This window comes from Chloroflexota bacterium (genome assembly GCA_018648225.1).
Lineage (GTDB): Bacteria > Chloroflexota > Anaerolineae > Anaerolineales > UBA11858 > NIOZ-UU35.
Genome location: JABGRQ010000064.1, coordinates 20,234 through 42,583, shown reverse-complemented (window position 1 = coordinate 42,583; position 22,350 = coordinate 20,234). Strand labels below are relative to the sequence as shown.

20 protein-coding genes are annotated in these 22,350 nt (G+C 52.2%); 1 reads left to right on the top strand and 19 read right to left on the bottom strand.

What is annotated here, in order from left to right:
• The first annotated feature begins 2 nt into the window (after positions 1 to 2).
• Positions 3 to 497, top strand: coding sequence for a peptidylprolyl isomerase (locus HN413_04775; protein MBT3389704.1), 495 nt, complete (start codon positions 3 to 5; stop codon positions 495 to 497).
• A 49-nt stretch (positions 498 to 546) separates the two neighbouring features.
• On the opposite strand, the gene HN413_04770 is transcribed toward HN413_04775, so the two are convergent.
• The 19 genes from HN413_04770 to murD form a co-directional block, all read right to left on the bottom strand.
• On the bottom strand, positions 547 to 1,809 hold the full coding sequence (locus HN413_04770; GenBank protein ID MBT3389703.1) for a cellulase family glycosylhydrolase: 1,263 nt from the start codon (positions 1,807 to 1,809) through the stop codon (positions 547 to 549).
• A 25-nt stretch (positions 1,810 to 1,834) separates the two neighbouring features.
• Positions 1,835 to 2,725, bottom strand: coding sequence for a DMT family transporter (locus tag HN413_04765; GenBank protein MBT3389702.1), 891 nt, complete (start codon positions 2,723 to 2,725; stop codon positions 1,835 to 1,837).
• 48 nt (positions 2,726 to 2,773) lie between these two features.
• Positions 2,774 to 3,403 carry a sugar transferase gene (locus HN413_04760; protein MBT3389701.1) on the bottom strand — a complete coding sequence of 210 codons (630 nt, stop codon included), beginning with the start codon at positions 3,401 to 3,403 and terminating at the stop codon, positions 2,774 to 2,776.
• A 107-nt stretch (positions 3,404 to 3,510) separates the two neighbouring features.
• Positions 3,511 to 4,152, bottom strand: a complete 642-nt coding sequence (locus HN413_04755; GenBank protein ID MBT3389700.1) for a deoxynucleoside kinase — start codon at positions 4,150 to 4,152, stop codon at positions 3,511 to 3,513.
• A gap of 8 nt (positions 4,153 to 4,160) precedes the next feature.
• The gene (locus HN413_04750) at positions 4,161 to 4,922 is read right to left on the bottom strand and encodes an NADPH-dependent oxidoreductase (protein MBT3389699.1); all 762 of its coding nucleotides are present in this window, start codon (positions 4,920 to 4,922) and stop codon (positions 4,161 to 4,163) included.
• Positions 4,923 to 5,004: 82 nt separating this feature from the next.
• Entirely contained in the window at positions 5,005 to 5,457 is a 453-nt protein-coding gene (locus HN413_04745; GenBank protein ID MBT3389698.1) for a hypothetical protein, read from the bottom strand.
• 212 nt (positions 5,458 to 5,669) lie between these two features.
• On the bottom strand, positions 5,670 to 7,481 hold the full coding sequence (locus tag HN413_04740) for a PAS domain-containing protein (GenBank protein ID MBT3389697.1): 1,812 nt from the start codon (positions 7,479 to 7,481) through the stop codon (positions 5,670 to 5,672).
• Between the two features lie 173 nt (positions 7,482 to 7,654).
• The gene (locus HN413_04735) at positions 7,655 to 10,231 is read right to left on the bottom strand and encodes an adenosylcobalamin-dependent ribonucleoside-diphosphate reductase (GenBank protein ID MBT3389696.1); all 2,577 of its coding nucleotides are present in this window, start codon (positions 10,229 to 10,231) and stop codon (positions 7,655 to 7,657) included.
• A gap of 48 nt (positions 10,232 to 10,279) precedes the next feature.
• Positions 10,280 to 10,732: a transcriptional repressor NrdR gene (gene nrdR / locus HN413_04730; protein MBT3389695.1), complete on the bottom strand. Its 453-nt coding sequence runs from the start codon at positions 10,730 to 10,732 to the stop codon at positions 10,280 to 10,282.
• Between the two features lie 468 nt (positions 10,733 to 11,200).
• A complete protein-coding gene (gene ftsZ / locus HN413_04725; GenBank protein ID MBT3389694.1) occupies positions 11,201 to 12,298 on the bottom strand; it encodes a cell division protein FtsZ in 1,098 nt (365 codons plus the stop codon).
• 136 nt (positions 12,299 to 12,434) lie between these two features.
• Positions 12,435 to 13,670, bottom strand: a complete 1,236-nt coding sequence (ftsA, locus tag HN413_04720; GenBank protein ID MBT3389693.1) for a cell division protein FtsA — start codon at positions 13,668 to 13,670, stop codon at positions 12,435 to 12,437.
• Between the two features lie 2 nt (positions 13,671 to 13,672).
• The gene (locus HN413_04715) at positions 13,673 to 14,647 is read right to left on the bottom strand and encodes an FtsQ-type POTRA domain-containing protein (protein ID MBT3389692.1); all 975 of its coding nucleotides are present in this window, start codon (positions 14,645 to 14,647) and stop codon (positions 13,673 to 13,675) included.
• Between the two features lie 8 nt (positions 14,648 to 14,655).
• Complete coding sequence (locus HN413_04710; protein ID MBT3389691.1) at positions 14,656 to 15,774, bottom strand: D-alanine--D-alanine ligase; 1,119 nt, start codon at positions 15,772 to 15,774, stop codon at positions 14,656 to 14,658.
• Between the two features lie 4 nt (positions 15,775 to 15,778).
• Positions 15,779 to 16,714: a UDP-N-acetylmuramate dehydrogenase gene (gene murB, locus HN413_04705; GenBank protein MBT3389690.1), complete on the bottom strand. Its 936-nt coding sequence runs from the start codon at positions 16,712 to 16,714 to the stop codon at positions 15,779 to 15,781.
• A 5-nt stretch (positions 16,715 to 16,719) separates the two neighbouring features.
• Positions 16,720 to 18,105 (bottom strand): UDP-N-acetylmuramate--L-alanine ligase, encoded by a 1,386-nt coding sequence (gene murC, locus HN413_04700; GenBank protein ID MBT3389689.1) that lies wholly within the window; start codon positions 18,103 to 18,105, stop codon positions 16,720 to 16,722.
• Entirely contained in the window at positions 18,105 to 18,641 is a 537-nt protein-coding gene (locus HN413_04695; GenBank protein ID MBT3389688.1) for a hypothetical protein, read from the bottom strand. The genes murC and HN413_04695 overlap by 1 nt, the downstream gene beginning before the upstream one ends.
• 5 nt (positions 18,642 to 18,646) lie before the next feature.
• Positions 18,647 to 19,807 (bottom strand): undecaprenyldiphospho-muramoylpentapeptide beta-N-acetylglucosaminyltransferase, encoded by a 1,161-nt coding sequence (gene murG / locus HN413_04690; GenBank protein ID MBT3389687.1) that lies wholly within the window; start codon positions 19,805 to 19,807, stop codon positions 18,647 to 18,649.
• On the bottom strand, positions 19,704 to 20,975 hold the full coding sequence (locus HN413_04685) for a cell division protein FtsW (GenBank protein MBT3389686.1): 1,272 nt from the start codon (positions 20,973 to 20,975) through the stop codon (positions 19,704 to 19,706). The genes murG and HN413_04685 overlap by 104 nt, the downstream gene beginning before the upstream one ends.
• Positions 20,954 to 22,348 (bottom strand): UDP-N-acetylmuramoyl-L-alanine--D-glutamate ligase, encoded by a 1,395-nt coding sequence (murD, locus tag HN413_04680; protein ID MBT3389685.1) that lies wholly within the window; start codon positions 22,346 to 22,348, stop codon positions 20,954 to 20,956. Before murD ends, HN413_04685 begins: the two co-directional genes overlap by 22 nt.
• Positions 22,349 to 22,350 lie beyond the last annotated feature (2 nt).

Sequence of the window (22,350 nt, the reverse complement as noted above, 5' to 3'; positions counted from 1 at the left end):
AAATGATGAATCAACAACAAATGGTCCAGGATAACCTGGTCGTTTCAATGGAATACACCCTGAGCGTTGATGGCGAAATCGTTGCATCAGCCGATAGCAATGACCCCATCCAATTCATCCAGGGCATGGGCAATATCATCCCTGGCCTGGAACGTGAAATAAATGGTATGACGATCGGTGAAAGCAAAAATATTACACTGACCCCCGAAGATGGCTATGGCGAGTATGATGATGAAGCTTTTGCCGAAGTTCCCCGCGACGAAATCCCCGATAATGTCCCCCTTGAAATTGGCACCGCCATCGAAATGGAAGACGAAGAGGGTAATTATCTGGAAGCCGTGATTGATGAAATCGCAGATGACTATGTGGTACTCGATTTTAATCATCCCCTGGCAGGGCAAGAGCTGCACTTTGCCATCAAAGTGATTGCGCTGCGAGACGCTACCGAAGAAGAGCTAGAACACCAGCACGTACATTTCGAGGGGCACGAGCATTAACCCTAACCCCTCTCCCAAATTGGGAGAGGGGGGATAAGTTTCAGAATTCCTATGGGCGAAGGGTGTTCAGTGCCCAATATTTCTGTATCACTTCGAGCAATTCACTCGCCTCCACTTCCACATGATTTTCCGGGTCGGGGCCGTGGCGGATATTGAAAGCGTCTACATCGGAGACAAATGGCTCCCACGAAGAAGGCCATTCCCAGAAGGCGTAGTTCAAGCCGCGTTTTTCGAATAAGCTCATCTGGTCATCCATGAATTGCGCCAAATCCGGATTCCAGCGCGTGCCGCCAAATTCATTAATCACCACCGGAACACCGTACTCAGCCTGATATTCATCCACTGTGGCAAGCCACTCATCCAGCCAGGCACGATCAAATGTATCATTTACATTGTCCCAATCGAGATCATAAACTCCGGGGTAGGTGTAAGGTTCATCGGGGGATTGATGCGTGTACACATAAGGCATATATTGATGCGCCGCGTAGACCGTGCGCGCATCGCCGGTCGGCTTCAGATAAGGCAGCCAATTCACGGCGCTGTAACCCATCCCGCCAATGATGATGGGAGTTTCGGAATCGACCTCGCGGATGGCAGCAGAAATCCGAGGGTATAACTGCCCCCAATCGTAGAGCGAGCCGCCATATTGATCGAGAAATTCTTCCGGGTCCCAAATATCCAGATTATCGTATAAAACATGCGTGCCGACCTCATTGGCATTGGGTTCCACCATCAGATCGTAGCCAACCACAATCGGGTTTTCCCGATAATGCTCGGCGGTGGCGCGCCACATCTCCACCCAGGCATCTTGCGCGGCCTGGTCGCCCCACATAGAGTCGTTCAAATATTCCTCACCGAACCAGTCGCCAACTTCGTCCCAGAAAAAGGTAAATTCGGTACGCCCCGGCCCGGTGCGAAAGCTGATTACGGCATAAAGATGAGCATTGGCAGCCATCTCGAGCAGGTTGTCCATATTTTCCAGCACGCCATCATCTAACACATACGGCGGTTCAACTGTAAAAACGCCGGGCACTGAAAAGTTGACATAGTTCGCCCCTAGCGCCGCCAGACGGTCAAAATCGGCCTGGGTTAGCGGCGGTCCCACCGGGCCGGGGCCAATTTCTTCCGTGCCGACCAACTCTGGGTACACGCGCCATTGATGAATATTGGCGCCGCGCAACTGCGTTCCATTTGTCCACAATGACCATTTATCAAAATTTTCATCACTATCCCCGGCTTGCGCGGCGATCTCCCCACTGATGAGAAAGACAAATAGTAGAGAAAGCACAAACAAGCGATTCTTGCGGCGCATAACAGCCTCCTGTTCAGCAGTTCGTTCAGACCAAAAACAACACCGCCACCCCCGAAATAGCGATAAGTGTACCAACAATGGCCCCCCAACCATAGCGCTCTTTGAATACGAAATAGCTGATCGGCAGTAGAAAGACCGGGGGCAGGGCCATCAGGGTGCTGGCAACGCCGACTTCGGAATTCTGAATCGCCAACATCGAAAACGAAACTCCCAGAAATGGCCCCGCAAAGGAACCCAGTAAAATGAAAAGCAAACCGCGGCGATTGCGGTAGATGGTTTGTACAGTCTCTTTGGCCTGGCGCTGTATGATAGTGATCGTCCAGAGCACTACTGCGGCGCTGATCATGCGAATGAGATTAGCTGAGATGGGCGAGAATTCGCCACTCACGCCAGGTTTTGCTAACACCAACCCGGCAGCCTGCCCAACCGCACCGCCCAGGCCATAGAGAATGCCGCGGGCATAATCGGGGTTGGCGGTTTTATTGGCACCGTTACGCTCCAGCACCACCCAGGCCACACCGGCCAAAGTTAACCCAATGCCCAAAAACTGCACCCAGCCCATTTGTTCGCCAAGGAACAGCCAGGCCAGAAATGTGGCAATGATAGGCGCAAGGCTCATCATCAGCATAGAGAGACGCGGCCCGATCCACACAAAGGCCTGAAAGAGAAAAATATCGCCCAGTACCAGGCCAACCACACCGGAAAGCCCCAGCCATAGCCAGCGGTGCGATCCGGCCTGAAGCGGCAACGGAGTACCCAGCGTAATCCAATGCGTGATGCTGAGAAAAATAATCGCGATCAACAACCGCGTGCGATTGAGAATCATCGAGCCAACGCGGCGTCCGCCAAGGGTGAGAAAAGTTGATCCAAAAGAAAAGGCCAACGATGTGGCCAAAGCTGCAAGTTCACCAATCATATGGGGTTCCAGGTCAGGGGTTAAAAGTAGGCGGTTAGAATCCGTAGGTCATCGGTCGTCGGTTTCGTTGCCCATAAATTCTTCGGCGGTGGCGTGGCCGGGCTGGCTGATGCCTTCACGTCGAATAACTTTCCAAAGGGTAAGGGTTAGAATCTTAATATCCAGCCATAGCGACCAGTGATCCACGTACCACACATCCAAACGGAATTTATCTGCCCAGGTAAGGGCGTTACGTCCATTGATCTGCGCCCAGCCAGTAATGCCCGGCAGCACAGCGTGGCGACGCGCCTGATTGGGGCTATAACGTTCCAGGTATTGCACCAGCAAGGGACGTGGCCCGACCAGGCTCATTTTTCCGGTGAGTATGAGCAAGAATTCGGGGAGTTCATCGAGACTGGTTGCCCGTAATATACGGCCCAGACGCGTCAGGCGCTGCTCATCGGGGAGCAGTTTCCCCGCGGCGTCGCGTTCATTCGTCATTGTGCGGAATTTATAGAGCTTGAATAATTCACCGCGATATCCAGGCCGGGTTTGGGAAAATAGAACCGGGCGGCCATGATAAATACGTACCAACAAGGCCACCAACAATAGCAGCGGCGAGAGTACAATGAGACCGGGAATGGTTAGCAGCAGATCGAATATGCGCTTGGAAGGTGGAATTCCAGGGGGGAAAATCATGGGGCGATTTTATCACCAATACGCGCAGGCGACAGTCCCATTGAAAATAATATCGTATACCCCATCACCTGATATCGCCTCGGCATCCTCCGCCTGCGGCTGCGAATTTATGAGGAAAAAATCAGCTCCTCTTTGCCAGATAATTTATCCAGAATGCGCTGCTCGACAATATCAAGATGATTTTTTTTATTTACAAAATCCAGATCATCCGATTGGATCGTCAGTACCGGGCAAATATCAAAGCTGTCCAACCAATCCACATAAAAAGATTCCAGCAACGAGAGATAATCGGCGGTAATGCCAGTCTCCATCGCGCGGCCGCGCTGCCGAATGCGCTCAATCAACACCGGCACCGGGGCTTTGAGATAAATTAGCAGGTCGGGCGAGGGCAAGCTCGCCGTGACCAATTCAAACAAGCGGCGGTAGGCCTTGTAATCTCGTTCGCTGAGGTTCTCAAGATGGTGCAGGGCGCGAGCGAAAATGTAGGCATCTTCATAAATGCTGCGATCGGCAATTGTAGATTGGGGATCGTGCGCCAATTCGAGATGCTGCTCGGCGCGATGCCCAAGAAAGAAAACCTGCAAATGGAACGACCACTGGCGCATATCGGCGTAAAAATCAGAAAGATAGGGGTTGTCCGAAACCGATTCGAAAGCCGTGCGCCAGCCCAGACGTTGCCCCAGCCGTTCGGTGAGTGATGTTTTTCCAGCGCCAATATTTCCAGCGACCAGAACAAGATGTTTTGCCATATCGTCTCCTACTTCAGTTCAAAACCAGCATCCAGCAAAATCTGGCGTAGTTCAGGGCGATGAATTTTCGAAGCACGCCGGGCAGAATGTTCCAGCCAGCCGTATTCCTGGGGAATTGTTGCCGCGCCGCCGGATACCTGCCGCCCGCGGTAGATACCCGTCTCAAGCATCGCCTGATCATAAGCCAGGAGCTGCGCACGATCGTCGGGGTGATACTGCTCCCAATGGAGTACTGCCTCCAACGGCAACCGCGGACGAATACGCGGGGGGCGTTCGGGCCATCCGAGGGTCATGCCACAAAGGGGGAATACCAACCGCGGCAGATTCAACAATTCAATCACCGCTTGCGATTGATTACGAATGCCGCCAATATAGCAGATACCCAGCCCCAGCGATTCGGCGGCCAGGGCGGCGTTTTGCATCACCAAACTGACATCCACCGCGGCAAGCAGAAAACTTTCAATATGGCCGCTCTCATGAGGAGAGCCTTGCATCTCACAGACCCGCTCCAAACGGCTGAGATCGGCGCACCAGGTCAGGAATACCGGCGCCTGTCCAATATGTGCCTGATTGCCGCTCAAGGCCATGAGTTGGGTGCGTTTCTCGGCAGTGGTGGTCACAACCACGCTATACACCTGCAAATTCGATGAGGTTGAAGCGCGCTGCCCCGCGGCAACGATGGTTTCGATCAGGTCAGTAGACACTGGATCGGGCTTGTAATGACGCACCGAGCCATGCTGGTGGATTAACTCAATTACAGAATTCGGCATAGGATTTTCGATTCACAGACTGAAAAAAAGAGTGTGCCAGGCTAACAGCGCCTCGCACACTCAATTTTCTAGATATTCCTGATCAGGCGCGACGCCCACCCTGAAGATCATCTTGCAATTTTTCAAGCGCAGTCCAATCGCCTTTGGCGGCCAAAGCAGCTTGTTCAGGCCAGGTTTCAGGATTCCCCAGGCGAATATTGGCCTCGTCAAGGATTTTCTGCAAGGCGCTGGCTTCGGTTGCGGCCATCTTGGCAAAAGTTGTGATTCCCGCAGCCTGGAAGACACTGGAAATCTTGGGGCCAATGCCTTCGACCTTGGTAAGATCATCGGGAGTAGCTGGCGCTTCGGGTGCAGGAGCAGCCTCGGCGTGGTCAGCGTGAGCGTGAACTTCCACATCCGCACCGCTTCGTCGGGCATTCATCATGGCTGCGAATATCACAATCAACACAACGATCACGAAAATCAACAACCACACCCATAGCGGCAGGCCCGCGCGTTGAAGCAATGCTCCACTCAAAAATAGATTAGCAAACATAAGAACACCTCCATCGGTATAATAAAAATTCTGACCGGCTCGCGGGTTGAATTATACGTGCTTCCCCAAACACCTTATTCGATTATTGAGCCAACTGATATTTATAGTGTACCGGAGAACCACAATTTGAACCAGCGTATTTTTTAAAAGTGTTACGAGAAGGGGGTTTTCGTGATGCTGTGAGCGAGCTTGTTACGCATGAGGAGCGCGGTTCATTTGTCACATACCGGCAACCAAATCTGGAATTTGCTCCCTTCCCCCGGAATGCCTGTACTGGTCAGTTGAATTTCGCCCCGATGGAGTTCAACCAATTCTTTCACGACGGCCAATCCCAGCCCTGTGCCAGGAATGTTATAGGGAATCGCGGCACCGCGAACAAACCGCATGAAGATTTTGGTCTGCTCTTCGGGCAAAATACCAATGCCTGTATCTGTAATACTGATTCCGACGCAAGTGTTTTCCGTTTTTGAGCGTTGGTGCGAGGCAACGGTAATCGTTCCGCCAGCCGGGGTGAAATTGATCGCATTTGTCAACAGCGCGCTGATCATATAGCTAACCATCGCTCGATCGGCTGTCGCAAACGGGATCGTTTCATCCAACACCAGCGACATGGATAATCCACGATCACGAGCAAGCGCCTGGCGGTCTGTAAAGTATTCGGTTAGCAATTGGTTGAGGTCAAAAGGGCTTTTCTTCGGTTGGACTTGTTGCTGTTCTACCCGCGAGACCATTAGCAAATCTTCAATCAACACTGTCAGGCGCTCGGTTTCACGCTTGAGTACATCCAGATATTTTTCAGATGATTCGGGGCGCATAGATAATAGATCATGATTGAGGCGAATATTATTCAGTGGTGAGCGCAGTTCGTGGGAAATGTTGGCGATAAATTCATCTTTGATTTTACTGAGTTTCTCTAACTCCGTGTTCGCTTTCTGCAAGCGGGCATTTAAACCTATCAATTGCTTATTTGCGGCTTCAAGCTTTTGTTGGGCGTGTTTCTTCTCGGTAATATCGTAAAGAACCAGCAATCTACCGGTGATATTCCCCGATTTATCTTCAAGTTGCACGCCTTTGATCTCAAGAGCGCGTTTTTCATCTCCATTGGCAAGTTGAATTTCTATCAGAGAACCATTATTATCAAGATTTTGAAGCTCTCTTTTTTCTACTGGCAATATCATGGACACATCACTTCCAATTACATCCATGTCGTCCAGGTTTATATAAGCTAACGCAATGGGGTTGATATCTACTACGCGTTGCTGTTCATCCAATACCAAAACACCATCATGAATATTTTCAATTAGGACTTCGCGTGCGATGGGGATAATATCAAATAACTGATAACGATATAAGCCCCAGGCAAGGATTAGGTTGCCAATAACAATGGTATAAAAAGTCAGATCTAAATCATTTGGTATCATATTGGGTAACAATGAAAGGAGTATCCCAACATAGGGAAATAAAATACCAAACAGAAGGGTTGCAATTTGCCAGCGAAATATCTTGCGCACTGAAAAAAAACGCGCAACGAAAATGAAGATTGCAATTGCAGCAATAATAAAACTATATGCAATCAACAATTGGGTAATTAGCGGCAAAGAGTAGTCCAATAGCAAATTGGATGAAATGAATTTTAGCGAACCTGGGGGGTAGATGAGACGGTGAAAAGGATCGGTATAAACCAACAGGATAAAAATGGTTGGCCAAAGTAATAAAATCGGCCACAAGACTCTAGGATATCGTGTCTGGCGCTGTGAAAACAAAAAACTGGAATATAGCCATGCCAACGGGCCAAAAGCAGTCACAATAAAACGCAAATTACCCCAGAATAGTTTTTTGCTCATATCCGGACTGATTATTTCCAGCATATAAGCAATTACAAATAAATTATCTACCAAGACCAACCCCCACCACGCCAACCTACCCCTTGTGCCACGGTATTTCCAAGTCAACCACAAGACCAGAAGAGATATAGTAATCCCCACAAAATATAGAAGCCTTGAAACCCACATTGCGTTTCCCATCCTGCACTCCAGTAAATCGTAATCGCCTTAACTGACGAAAATACTTTCCCGGTTACTTTGTTACAATATCATACCAAATCATGCGACACTTTGCACTTGGGCTTGCAAAGTGTCGCATGATTTGCATGAACTTTAACCCAAAAACGCCGGACACACTCCGGCGTTTTTGGGTTTCAACATTCGCTATAGCCGCAGGCATAACATTTGCGGCAGCCCTCCTCATTTACCACCGCGGCTTGCCCGCAATCAGGGCAGAGATCACCAATTTTAAAGTTCGGCGGACGGGTTTCATCCACGGCTGGTGTGGGTTGTTTCTCATTCGCATGATGCCCATTACCGTGCTCCGCTTCTTTCCAGGCATATTCATCGAGCGAGTTTTCGAGATATTCGCGCAGAGCCTGCGATACACCATCGGGCAAAGAGCGTACCCGGTTCACACCAAAACCCAGGGATCGGCCACCGCCAATTCCAGAAAGTTGATGAACGATCTCGTTAAGACGTTCACGGGGTTCAATCGGTGAGGCGATGCGTAATAAATACGAAAGCAAGCGCCCAATAGCTTCAGAAACCGCGGCTGTGTCCGAGCCTGCTTTAGCGGTGTTGATGAAAACTTCAAAAGGTTGGTCGCCCCCGTTTTCATTGACGGTCACAAAGGCTTTCCCCAACGGTGTGTTAACATTGTAGGTATACCCCTTGAGACGACGCGGGCGCGGTTTCTTGGTCTCATGCCACAGGACCAATGGCTCTTTCTCGGCGGCAGGCGCAACCATCCGGCCATTTCCCTTCTCGTTTACAGTTGATTGTGTCTCCAGAACTACTTTCTGGCGCGAACCGGTTATATAAACCGTAGTCCCTTTACAACCCAATTCCCAGGCCAATTTATAGGCTGTGGCAACATCTTCTTCGAGCGCGTCTGGGGGAAAATTAATCGTCTTGGAAAGGCTGTTGTCGACAAATGCCTGCAAAGCAGCCTGCATACGCACATGTTCATCCGCGCTAATATCTTGTGAGACGACAAATGTTTCACGCAAGTGCTCGGGAAGCATCTCAACATTCTGGCAACTCCCACTCTCCACCACCCCGGCGACGATCTCCTGATGAGTATCTTCTTCGATACCCGCTTCAAAGAGCGCTTTCTCAAATAAGGGGCTGGTATAAGTGAGTTTCATATCCTTGCCGTTGTCATCCACATGACGGGTATAGGCCAGGGCAAACACAGGTTCGCAGCCATAACCCTCACAATCTGCCACGGTTGCAATTGTGCCTGTGGGAGCAATGGTCGTTTGGGCGGCATTGCGAATGCCATATTGACGAATGCCATCCAGAATCTCATCCCAATCCAGCGTTGGGCGCTCCCAATCCTGATGATAAGGGCTTAGCGGACTGGGCGATTCCCAGGTGAGGTTCTGCGGGTCATAGATACTGCCCGATATTCCAGGGAATGGGCCGCGGTCCCGGGCAAGCTCGATGCTGGTCTTCATAACATGAAAGCGCACAAATTCCATCACCTGAGCGGCAAATTCTTGCCCAATTGCAGAGCCGTAGCGAATACCGGCATGGTACATCATATCGCCCAAACCCATGATGCCCAAACCAATCCGTCGGGCGTTGAGCGCGGCTTTACGCAATTCTGGCACTGCGGGGACATAGGCATTCGCGTCGACGACATTATCCAAAAAGCGCGTAGCGAGTTCTACGGAGTTTTGCAGTTTTTTCCAATCCACATTGCCGTCCGGGCCAAAGTGCTGGGCCAAATTGATTGAACCAAGACAGCAATTCTCATAAGGCCCCAGAAATTGCTCACCACACGGATTTGTCGCTTCAAGCATATAGAGATGCGGTACCGGGTTGCTACGATTTGCGGCATCCAAAAAAAGCACGCCCGGCTCACCGTTATGATGCGCGTGGGCAACGATCTTGTCGAAAAGTTGGCGCGCCCGTACACGCTTATGGGTAATCACAGGAATGCCGGCTGCCTCAGCCTGATCGAGCGTGCCGCTAAAACCGCGATAGGAAGGATGGTCAACATCGGGAAAGCGTAGCGACCATAAGGCATCATGTTCAACTGCTTTCATAAAAGCATCGGTAATGCCCACTGAGATATTGAAATTGGTAATTGCATTTTCATCGGTCTTGCAGATGATAAATTCTTCAATATCGGGATGATCGACGCGTAACACGGCCATATTGGCCCCGCGGCGCGTGCCACCCTGAGCAATTTCCCCAAATGCTTTATCGTACACTCGCAAAAAACCAACCGGCCCGGTGGCCTCACCGGAGGATGTTTTAATTAACGCTCCTTTTGGACGCAGGCGCGAAAATGAAAATCCATTGCCGCCACCCGTTTGCTGGATCAGCGCTGCGTTGCGCAGTGTCTGGAAGATGCCATCGTTCCAGCGCCCCATATCATCACTGAGTGGCAGCACAAAGCAAGCGGCCAACTGTCCCAGGGGAGTGCCTGCCCCTGTGAAGGTGGGTGAATTTGGGAGAAAACGCTTTTCGGCAAGCAGATCATAATATTGGTGCGCCAACTCCGAGGGAGTCCCGCCCCATGCTTCTTCCACCGCGGCAATATTCCAGGCCACGCGCCAGAAGGTCTCTTCCACAGTTTCAACCGGCTGTCCATATTGATCCCGGCGCATATAACGGCGCTTGAAAACCTGATATGAATTTTCCGACAGTTTTATTTGGCGCATATCATCAGGCAATTGCACTTTTTCAATTTGGTGTGTATTAGTCGTTAAAACCATTAAACGCTCCTCTTTGCTCAATAAATCGACTTACCGCTGCCCCCACGTTTAGTTGCTATCGAGTAGGCGGTCAATTTCTGTACGAACGGAAATTAGGTCATCGAGGCCCAAATAGACAATCGCATAACGAATATAGGCGATATGGTCTAATTCTTTGAGTCCCGCGATGACAATATCCCCCACAACTCTTGATGAAACTTCAGCCTTGCCCATCGCCTGCAAGGTGGCTTCGACTTCGCCCGCTAAACGTTGAATATCTGCCGCAGAAACAGGGCGTTTGACACACGAAATACGAATGCCGCGCATCAGTTTTTCACGATCAAATTCCTCACGCGTGCCATCTTCTTTAATCAGCAATGGCGTAGCCAAAATAGGGCGCTCAATGGTGCTAAATCGTTGAGCGCAGGCCAAACACTCGCGGCGGCGGCGAACGCCCCAACGCTTGTCTTTTGTGGTATCAATTACTCGCGAACGTTCTGTCTGACAATAGGGACATAGCATAAGTCACACCCAAAACCAACCCCCATATATGGGGGTGCACTCTTAATCAATCCAAATATATAGTGGTTGAGCGATTTACATTCTAGCACGCCTGAGCTATTACAGCAACCTTTCCGGGGTACTAATTTACCTTAATATATTCTGGAGAGTTAAAGCCTTTAAGATTGGGGGGCCGCCGAGTAGCATGAAATATTGAAAACACTTGCGACAGATGTGAGAGGCTTTCTGAAAGCGTGTCCGAGTTTCGCCTTAAAACCCAGTTCCCCACCATAAACTTGTGGCGGGGAACAAGGGGCAAACAGATGGATAGAGGCTTTGTGAGGAGGAGGCAAAGCCTCTAATTTTTTAGATCAACGAAATATTAATTTGTTACCAGATGGTAAACCTCCGAAGTCTCGAATAATCGAAGGGGTTTTGCCAGTTTTCTATAGGCTTCGGAAACCCATTGTATATGTAGTTAAAAAAAGGCTACGAACGCACGCGGTTACGTAAGAAGGTGGGAATGTCCAGGTCTTCTGTATTGAGCGTGCGCGGTTTAAATTCTTCGCGTTGCGCTTTTTCGGGTACAACCTCACGCTGGCGGACGGCGCGCTCCATGATGTTGCGCGGAATGCCCGAACTCTCGAAGCCGGTGGCAATCACGGTCACACGCAGATCATCGCCCATATCGGGATCGATCACAGCGCCAAAGATCAGGTTCACATCGGGGTGCGCGGTCTCTTTGATGATTGCGGCAGCCTGGTTGACTTCAAAGAGCGTCAGCCCGGGGCCACCGGTGACGTTGAAGAGAATGCCGCGCGCGCCATCAATCGTAATATCCAACAATTGGCTGGAGATAGCTTGCTCGGCTGCATCGCGGGCACGTTCTTCGCCCGAGGCTTTACCTACGGCCATGAGCGCGGCGCCACCCTCGGACATGATGGTGCGCACATCGGCGAAGTCGAGGTTAATCAGGCCAGGGATAGTAATCAGCTCTGAGATGCCCTGAATGCCCTGGCGCAGAACGTCATCGGCAACTTTGAAGGCGTCTTGCAGGCTGGAGCGTTTATCGACAATCTGGAGCAGGCGATCATTGGGGATAACGATAAGTGTATCGGCGTGCTCTTTGAGACCATCAATTCCCAGTTCGGCAGATTTAATGCGCCGGGCGCCCTCAAATGTAAAGGGGCGGGTGACAACGCCAATCGTCAGCGCGCCAATCTCGCGCGAGATTTGGGCGATCACCGAGGAGGCACCCGTTCCGGTGCCACCGCCAATTCCGGCGGTAATAAAGGTCATATCGGAGCCTTTGAGAACATTATATAGCTCCTCGGCCGATTCTTCGGCAGCTTTTTGCCCAACTTCGGGGTCGCCGCCAGAACCCAGGCCGCGCGTTAGCTTATCGCCAATGCGCACCCGGATGGAAGCGCGGGACAGAGCCAGCGCCTGAGCATCGGTATTGACCGCGATGAATTCCACACCTTGCAGGCCTTCATCGATCATGCGGTCAACCGCGTTGCAACCGCCACCGCCAACACCAACCACTTTTATGCGGGCAAATGATTCAGGTTGATTCATTGTTTGCATTTTGTTTTCTCCTCGTTTTGAGCTTTTATGTTAGCGCCTGAGGAAATCTGGAGCACCTGCTTCGTGAAGGCTCAAAAGAATTCCTCTATTCTACCAAAAGCTCCTTCATAATACTGCTGGTCTTTCTTAAAATTTGCTAAGGCAACAATCGCCGCAGCCAGTCCTTCATTTTCATCCAATCTACGTTTTCACCCGAGATGATCGGGCGACGTGAACTGTAAGCACCGACAAATTCACTCATCAGCACAGCCCAACGTAACAAACCAACACTGGTCGCATACGCCGGAGAATCCAGTTGATCGACCATACCGATAATATTCTTGGGCTGGGAAATTTGCACCGGCATCCCCAGCACGTCTTTTGCCAATTGGCGAATCCCTGGCAAATTGCTCACACCGCCCGTCAAGATCATGCCTGCAGGCAGCAAGCCATCGTAACCCGAGCGTTTGATTTCCTGCAAAACCAGGCTAAATATTTCTTCAACACGCGCTTCAATAATATGGGTCAGATCGCCGCGTAAAATTTTTACGGGATCTTTTTCGCCAAAGGGATTGATATAGAAAGCTTCTTCGGGATCAATCTCGCTTTGCAGCGCATGCCCGTGCTTTAGTTTTATCTCTTCGGCTTGCTCAAGCGATAAGTGCAGTCCGTGGGCAATATCGGAGGTGACATGATTGCCGCCAACGCCCAGCACCATCGTGTGCCACACATCGCCATCAATGAAAATTGCCATATCGGTTGTGCCACCGCCAATATCACACACAACCACCCCCATCTCGCGCTCTGAGTCTGAGAGAACTACCTCGGCGGAAGCCAGGGGATTGAGCACAAACTGGCTGGCGTGTACTCCGGCCGCCGCAACGGCCTGACGCAAGTTTTCCACCGTGGCCGCCGCGGCAGTAATCACATGCGTTTCCACTTCCAGCCGGTAGCCGTGCATCCCCGTCGGAACACGAATGCCCCCCTGCCCATCCACAACAAAATCGCGTTGAATCACATGAATCACTTCGCGGTTATGCGGAATTGAAACTGCACGGGCGGCTTCTACGGCTCGCGCAACATCGTCATTACTAATCGTGCGCCCTGATACTCCTACCACACCACGGCTATTCTCCGATGTGATAAATGATCCCGCCAAACTCACCAGCGCCGATTCAATTTCAAGGCCAGATGTGTGTTCAGCTTTTTCAACCGCACGCGCAATGACCGCGCCAGCCGCGTTCAAATCTACCACGCCGCCTTTGCGCATTCCTTTCGAGGGTTCAATGCCCACACCCAAAATTCGCAACTGGTTGTCATTCTCTAAACGGGCAACCAGCGTACAAGTCTTGGTCGTTCCGACATCAATACCAACAATAATTGGCGATTCCATAGCTAAGGCTCCAAACGATAAAACGGAGCATGCAAATACTCCACACTAATTATGGCAGGCTGAATACCTTCTCGATTCAAATGCCGCAACAAAGTATCGTAAATGGCGATTTTCATCTTCACATTATCATCATCCATACCAAAATATACAATCCAACCATGCGGATCGTGCCAGCCAAATCCGTGTTCACCATCATAGAGCAGATCAACACTATCCGGCGCATAATTTCTGATCGACAAAATAGCCGTGACCATTTCCGGTGTCATATAGGGATGTGACTCGCCAGTTTCTTCGACCTCATCCAGGATGATCGGCGCAGGGGGGGGAGTTGATGCGACCACCCGAACCAAAGTACTTGCGTCCCCGCGCGGGGGAAACGCAAATCCCTGAGCATCGACCCACTGCGTTTGACCATCCAACTCCCAAACCAGCACCGGAGCACGTTCTTCAACCGTCACCGTAACCTGGGCAGGAAAACTTACCGTAACGGCGGCAGATGTCAATCCATCGAGGGTGTCAACCAACTGGCTGGCAATCACCTGAGGTTCAACAAGGAAAATTGGCTGGTTGTAAATCAACATCATGCGGCTGATACTATCAGAAGATAGATACACACCGCCCGCAATTTCAACATCTTGCACTCGATACACAGGCGAAGTAAATAAATAATATAAAGCACCCGAAAGCAACAAGACAAACATGAAAGATACCAAACGCCAACCAACCCTGATCGCCGGCACCGCTGGCAGGCGCATCTCGACGCCCGGCGCAGGCAGGGCAATATCATAGCGGCGCTTGACTCTTTTAGCCTTGGCGCGTGAATTCTGTGCCGGAGGTGGAGCGCCGCCTCGCACCATCACCGGAGGCAGCGTGGCACGAACGCCCGACGTTTTTTTACGGCGCGCAACCTGATTGCCCTGTGTATTCCGTTTTTCTCGAACCTGTTTGGCTCGCGGCAGAGTTGCTTCACGCTTCATAGTAGGAGTTATCTTTCACCTTCGTAGCGCCACTGAGTTTGATCGCGCTCAGCGCGACGCTCCACAGCCAGTTCAATCAAGCGATCACATATATCCGCATACGACATGCCGCTGGCTTCCCATAGCTTCGGGTACATGCTAATTTGGGTAAACCCCGGCAGCGTATTGACTTCATTGAGATAAAATTCGCCGCTATCCTTATCCAGCAAGAAGTCTACCCGCGCCATGCCCGCGCAATCAATCACCTGATAAGCACGCACGGCTGTACTACGCATCATTTCAGCCGTTCCGGCGGGGATATCCGCAGGGATAAAGGCTTGCGAACGGTCATCGTGGTATTTGGCATCATAGGAATAAAAATCGGCTTCGGGGCGGATCTCGCCGGGAAGCGAGGCCCGGGGTTGGTCGTTGCCCAAAACGCTGATTTCAATCTCGCGGGCGTTGATGCCGCGCTCAATCAAAATCCGGCGATCAAATTGAGCCGCATCCATCAAACCTTCCAGTAAATCTGCGCGGCTGTAACATTTGCTCACACCCACCGAAGACCCCATATTGACCGGTTTGACAAACACGGGATATGCCAACGAGGCTTCAACCCGATCTAGAATTGCATCCATATTTTTGTGCAGATCGCTGCGCAAACTGAGTACCTCATCCACCACAGGGATATGATGGGCGCGCATCACAGCTTTGAAAACGGCCTTATCCATCCCGACAGATGAACCCAGCACACCCGCGCCAACGTAGGCAACATTTGCCATCTCGAACAGGCCCTGCAATGTGCCATCTTCACCAAAGGTGCCGTGTAGAATCGGAAAATACACATCGACATCGGTGAAGTGTTCAAACTGCTCTCCGTGAGGTGTGCTTTTTATCTGATACAAACCGTTGCGGTTGGGGTCGGGTACTAATGTTACCGGGGTCAAATGATCCAACTTCTCGGCAACAAAAGCATCCAATACGCGTTCGCCAGCCAGCCAGATACCTTCATGCGTGATGCCAATCTCAATCACATCATACTTATTGGCATCCAGGGCTGCCAAAACCGATCGTGCAGACATGCGCGAAACCGCATGTTCCCCAGAACGACCGCCAAACAAAACCGCTACTTTCAATTTATCTGTCATAAGCTTAGTCCAACGGAAGAAAATCTCCCAATAACTCAATTTCCAACTCAAGTGCGATGCCAAATTTCTGCATCACGATCTTGTGTGCTCGCGAGATCAGGGCATAAATATCGCTGGCGCTTGCCTCACCATGATTGACAAAAAAATTGGCGTGCAAGGAGCTAATTTCTGCATTGCCCACGCGGGTGCCTTTAAGCCCTGCGGCCTCTATCAGGCGGCCCGCGAAATCGTTGGGCGGGTTCTTGAACATCGAACCCATGCTCGCACCTGGGGGCTGCGTACGGCGGCGGAATTCGGCATAGTCATCCATTTTTTGCTGGATCACCGCCGGGTCGCCGTGAACAAGGGTAAAGCGTGCCGCTAATACGACCACGTCAATTTTTTCGCGCTTCAATCGGCTGGAACGATACTCGAAGCCCATTTCGCCAACAGAGTAGGTTTTACGCGTACCATTCTGATGCAAGATTTCTGCCATCAAAAAATTTCCAGCCACATCACCGCCGTGGGCACCAGCATTGCCAAAGACAGCCCCGCCAACGGTGCCCGGGATACCCGCCGCCCACTCGAGACCCGAGAGGCTATGTGTGACCGCACGCCGGGCCAGGCTGCCAAAATTTGCGCCAGAACCAGCCCAAACGGTAGGCGGATCCGAAGTTATATCAAATTCTATTTCACGCGCCCGGTTGAGCAGCACAACGCCGCGCACACCGTTATCGCTCACCAGCACGTTTGAACCGCCACCCAACACCCGGAAGGGTAGCTCCAATTCCCACAATTGCTGTGCGGCCTGGGCCAGCGCCTCAACGGAATTGACCACCAAGAGCGCATCGGCCTGCCCCCCCACCCGCGCCGCCGTATAGCGAGCCAAAGAAGCATCGGTTTGGCAGGCAGCGCCAAACAGGGACTGCAAATTTTCATAGATGTGCTTCTTCTCAGTCACCAGCATTAGCTCATTCTCAAGGTTTCGATCGCGGGCAAACCCGCCAGTAAATCTGCATTAATTTGGGTAGCATCGCCTGCCGAGAGCACCAGAACGACATCACCTGTTCGCAAGTGGTCACTCAAATACGCAACCGCGGCATCTAAATCGGGCACATAGTGGGCGCTTTCGCGCTGCAACGCCGTCACAAATTGCGCCGACGAGAAATTCGGATCAACGGCTTCGCGGGAACGATAAATTTCGGTGATCAATATCTGATCGGCTTCGTCAAAAGCGGCAACAAATTCATCGAAAAGCAATTTGCTGCGTGAATAGGTATGCGGTTGCCAGATTGCCCAAATTCGATGGGCTGGATAGCGGGCGCGGGCAGCAGCGAGCGTGGCGCGGATCTCGGTGGGATGATGGGCATAATCATCGATCAGCGTAATGCCGTCAATTTCGCCAACCACCTGGAAACGGCGGCCAGCCCCGATGAACTCGCCGAGTCCCTGGGCGGCTTCTGCCACAGAGAGTTGCATCTGATCAACAACCGCCAGAACTGCCAGGGCATTGGCAACATTATGCTGCCCCGGCACTTGCAGCGAGATTTGCGCCAGTTTTTCGCCATTGTGCAGCGCCGTGAAGTCAAAACCACCGCGTGTGTTGGAGTGCATATTTTCAACAGCATAATCCGCTGCGCGGGAAGCCAGTGAATAGGTTCGTTTTTGGATAGCGTTGACGGCGGTGTAAATTTCTGCAGCGCCGGGATCATCTTCAAAGGCTAGTAAAACGCCATCGGATGGCAGAAGCCTCACAAAATCCAGGAAGGCTTGCCGGAAACTCTCCGGGGTGGGGAATATATCGGGGTGGTCGTGTTCCACATTGGTGATCACCGCGATGCGGGGCTTCAATCCCAGGAACATATAATCATATTCGTCAGCTTCAATCACAAAGGCCGGGCCATCTCCGGCGCGGGCGTTGACTCCCAAATTAGCAATATCACCGCCGCAAATAAAGGAGGGTTGTTGCCCTAAATAAGTGAGTACCCAAGCCAACATGGCGGTGGTGGTGGTTTTGCCGTGCGATCCGGCGACTGCCACGCCTAAACGATCTTCCATGAGGCGGCCCAGAAAATCGACGCGCTTCAGAACGGGGATATTGACCCGGCGCGCGGCCAACACCTCGGGGTTGTCATCCGGTATGGCCGATGAACGAATCACCAGATCGGGCGCGGTAATATTCTCGGCGCTGTGTCCCTGATAGACACGCGCCCCAGCCTTTTCAATAGCTTGCGCCAGCGGGGAATATTGCAGGTCGGAGCCGCTAACCGTGTAGCCGCTCTCCAGCAGAACCCGGGCAATTGCCGAAAGGCCTGTGCCGCCAATCCCGATAAAGTGAACGTGCTGTGTCATTAGATAAACACCACCAATACAAATAGAAAAGCCAGACCCACGGCAATGTAAATGCCATACGGTGTGGAGCCAATCAGGGCCGGGAACATGCGTCCCACCATTGCGATAGCTGCCTGCCCAACTTCTGTAGTGGCATCCGGAGCAATGATTTTCTCAAATGGATACCCGGCATGTGCGAGATAGAACCACAAAGTGCCAAAGATTAGATAGCCGTTGATTGCGCCTAGGAATATACCCAGAAGAGAATCGGAAATGCGCTCTCTACGCGCGGCGCCAGACAGGCGCGAAATTTTGGGCGTTTGATAACCGAAGAATACCAGCATACCCACGATAAATACGCGAATCCAGAATTGCCGAAGTGTTCCATCTGGCATTATTCCAGTGTCTTTCAGTATTAATGTTTCAAGAATCGTGATCAAAAACAAGGCCAGAACCACACTAAAACTGACCAGCGCTTCCGTTGCCCAGCCGCGCATAAAGCCGATGATGGCAAAAAGGATGACAAATAAATAGAACATAAACAGCAAACTTACCATAGCGATTACTCCAAATGATTGCTTTGCTGAGCAAGCTGATGCAATATCTCTGCAATTGCGGCGGCAGCATCTGGCCGCGCCAGCGCCCGCATCGCCGTACTCATTTTTTGGCGGCGATTTGCATCCTGCATGAGTTCGCGCACCAGATGAGCTAGTTTCTGCGGCAATTCATCATCCGACAGGATCACCGCGGCCTCGCGCTGTGCCAAATAATCGGCATTCACTTTCTGATAGCGCCAGGCATACGGATAAGGCACCAAAATGGCCGGAAGTCCAAAAACGGGAAACTCGCCCAGTGTTGATGCGCCGCCGCGGGCAACAACCAGATCGGCAGCGGCAAGAGCAGCACCCATTTCGTCATGCAAATAGGGGTGTGCATGATAACGGGATGCCAGATGGGGCGCCAACTTGTCGCGGGCAGCCTCGGCTTCTTCCCAGTTAGCTGTGCCGCTGATATGCACAATCTGCATTTTAGCAAGCAAATCGGGGAGGGCAGCAAATAAAGCCCGGTTGATCGAACGCGCACCTTTGCTACCGCCAAAAACCAACAAGGTTGGCAAATCTGCTTGCAGGCCGAGGGCAGCCTGCGCTTTTGAACGATCCCAATTAATCAAATCATGGCGCACGGGATAGCCGGTTTCAACTAACCGTTCGGCGCGGCGCGGGAAGAATTGCTGCGAATCTGCCGCCGTGATGGCAATACGGTCGGCGAAACGCGTAAGCGCCTTTAGCGCCAGGCCCGGCTCAATATCGGGGATAAAGAGCGCCGTCGGTACGCGCCAGCCCGCCAATGCCACGGGAGCAGCCACATAGCCGCCGGTGAAGAATAATACCTCGGGGCGAAACTGGCGCAACAGGCGACGCGCGGCGAAAAATCCATGCACTAAACGCCAAAAATTGCCCGGCAAGGCGCGCAAGCCAACGCCGTGCAGTCCGGCCGCGGGAATTGCTTCAAAGGCAATGCCTGCACTCGTTGTGCTCGCTGTGCTCGCTACGCTTGCAACAAGCCCGGCTTCCATGCCGCCTTCACCGCCAACCCACAGAGTTTGCACATCTTTGAACTTAGCGTTTAGCCGTTCGAGAACGGCGAGCGCGGGGTACACGCCACCGCCCGTTCCACCGGCGCAAATCAACAATCGCACCCAATGTCCTCCGTGATTCTTCAACCTGTTTGCGTTCAGATAAACGCGAAATATTGAATACAATTCCCAACGCAGCCATGGAAGTTACCAAACTGGAACCACCAATACTGAAGAAGGGCAATGTGTTCCCTGCAAAGGGCATCAACCCTAATAATGATGCCATATTCATAAACGCTTCCAGCGTAATCCACATGGTCAGGCCCGCGGCCAGCAGCGACCCCAACCCATCGGGGGCTTGCCGGGCAATCACCAGACCGCGCCACAATAAAGCGCCAAAGAGAAAAACCAGGAATACCGCACCCAACACACCCGTTTCTTCACCAACCACCGCAAAAACACTATCGGTATGCGGGAACGGCAATGTGGTCAGTTTAGTCGTCCCGAGGCCAATGCCAACGCCAATCCATTTACCGCGCACAAAAGCCACCAGCGAGTGCATGACATGGTCGGATGATTCGAGGATATCGTTCCAACCGTTGATGAAAGTTGCCACACGGTCGTTATCAGTGGGGTTAAAACGCAGCACCAAAAAACCAGCCACGCCCGCTATCAAAAAGAGCACCGTGGTCTGAAAAGCGTCGCTGCCTGCCAGATAATACATCAGGCCGCCCAGAATTAAGACCATGCCAGCGGCGCTCAAATCGGGCTGACGCAAGATCAAACCACCAGTAATACCGACAATCGCTCCCAGCGGGAGCAAACCAAAACCAATATCATTGAGCTGATCGCGCTTGGCATACAACCAAACCGCTAAATAAATCACGATCACAAATTTGGCTAACTCCGAAGGCTGCACAGACCCGTCTGCAAAACTGCGTGTCACGCCATCGTTGCTCTCGCCAACCAGCAGCACAGCCACCAGCATCAACAGGGTGACGCCCATCGCGCCAATTGAAAGATAATGCCAATAGTGATAGTCCAGCCAGGTGAACAACAACATGACAATAAACCCAACACCCAGCCAGCGCAGTTGGCGGAAAAAGAGAAATGTTGGTGAGCTATGGCCAATCTCTTCCGGGGAAAGCTGCAATGAGGCATTCCAACTGGCCGAATGCGTCATCAAGAGGCCGAAGCCAACCAGCGTCAGAAATACCAACACCAGCAGCACGTCAAAATTCAACCGCGATGAGGGCAGTTCATTTTCTTTTTTCGTCCCACGCGGGGAGGCTATTACACCTGTTGGTTCAACCATGTCCGAAAAAACGCTCCTCGTTCAGCAAAATCCTTAAATTCATCAAAACTTGTTCCGCCCGGCGAGAGTAAAACCACAGCGCCCGGCACGGCAACTTCGGCGGCGGCTTCCAGCGCAGCTTGCAGCCCGGTACATTCGTGCATTGAAAACGGGCATTCGGCAGGATCAGCGGCTTCCACAGCCTGCCGGATCAAGGCGGCGGCCTCGCCAAAAAGGATCAAATGATCCACGCGCTGCCGCACAATTTCGGCAAAAACATCCCAGGGCAAATTTTTATCGCGCCCGCCAGCCAGTAACACCAACGGCTCATCAAAAGCATTCAGCGCTGCAAGCGCGCGCTCCGGGGCGGTGGCAATCGAATCGTTATACCAATCGGCGCCGCGCCAAGTGCGCACAAACTCCAGGCGGTGCGGCACGCCAGCAAAACCATCTACCGCCACGCGCATGGCCTCGGAGGGGATCCCCACAGCCGCGGCAATCGCACAGGCTGCCAATACATTTGCCAGGTTATGTTCACCGCGCAGATGGATCGCCTCGCGCGGAATTAGATCGTGAGCAAATTCCCCATCCCAGAAGCGAATCCACGCCTCGTGCAGGAAAACACCGGCCTGGCCCTCGGGTGGGCGCGCCAGCCCAAAGCTGATGCAATCCCCCCGGAGAGAGTCCGCCAAGCCCCAGGCTCCGGGGTCATCGCTCCCTAATACGGCCACATCTCCCAGCGTTTGATGCGTTAGAATCCGGGCTTTAGCCGCAGTGTAGGCCTGCATACTGCCGTGCCGGTCGAGATGATTGGGCGTAATATTCAGTACGGCAGCCACCTGGGGAGAACGAGTCATCACATCCAACTGAAAACTGGAAAGTTCCATCACAGCAATATCATCAGCGCTCATATTATCTATATCGGCGATCAACGGGTTGCCAATATTGCCGCCAATCCAGGCCCGGTTAAAGGTTGCAGGTTGCAGGTTGCAGGCCGCTTCTGCCATGCGCCCAACCAGGGTTGTAGTGGTGGTTTTGCCTGCCGAGCCGGTAATCCCAATCACTTTGCAGGGGGCGTGCTCCAGGAATATTTGCGAATCATTTGCCAGCGGGATTCGACGCGCCAGCGCTTCGACTATTAGCGGCAATTCCAGCGGCACCCCGCCGGATGGGCACACCCAATCCACTTGATCGAGAATGCCCAAAGGGTGGCCGCCCAGCACCCATTTTAGCGGCACATCGACCAGCGCGGCCTGCGCTTCACGAAGTTCTTCCGCAGCACGGCGGTCGTTGAGCACAACATGCGCGCCGCGGGTGGCGAGAAAACGCGCCAGAGCTATACCCTGGCGGGCAGCCCCCACAATCAAAACGCGCTGTCCTCTCCATTCAATCATCG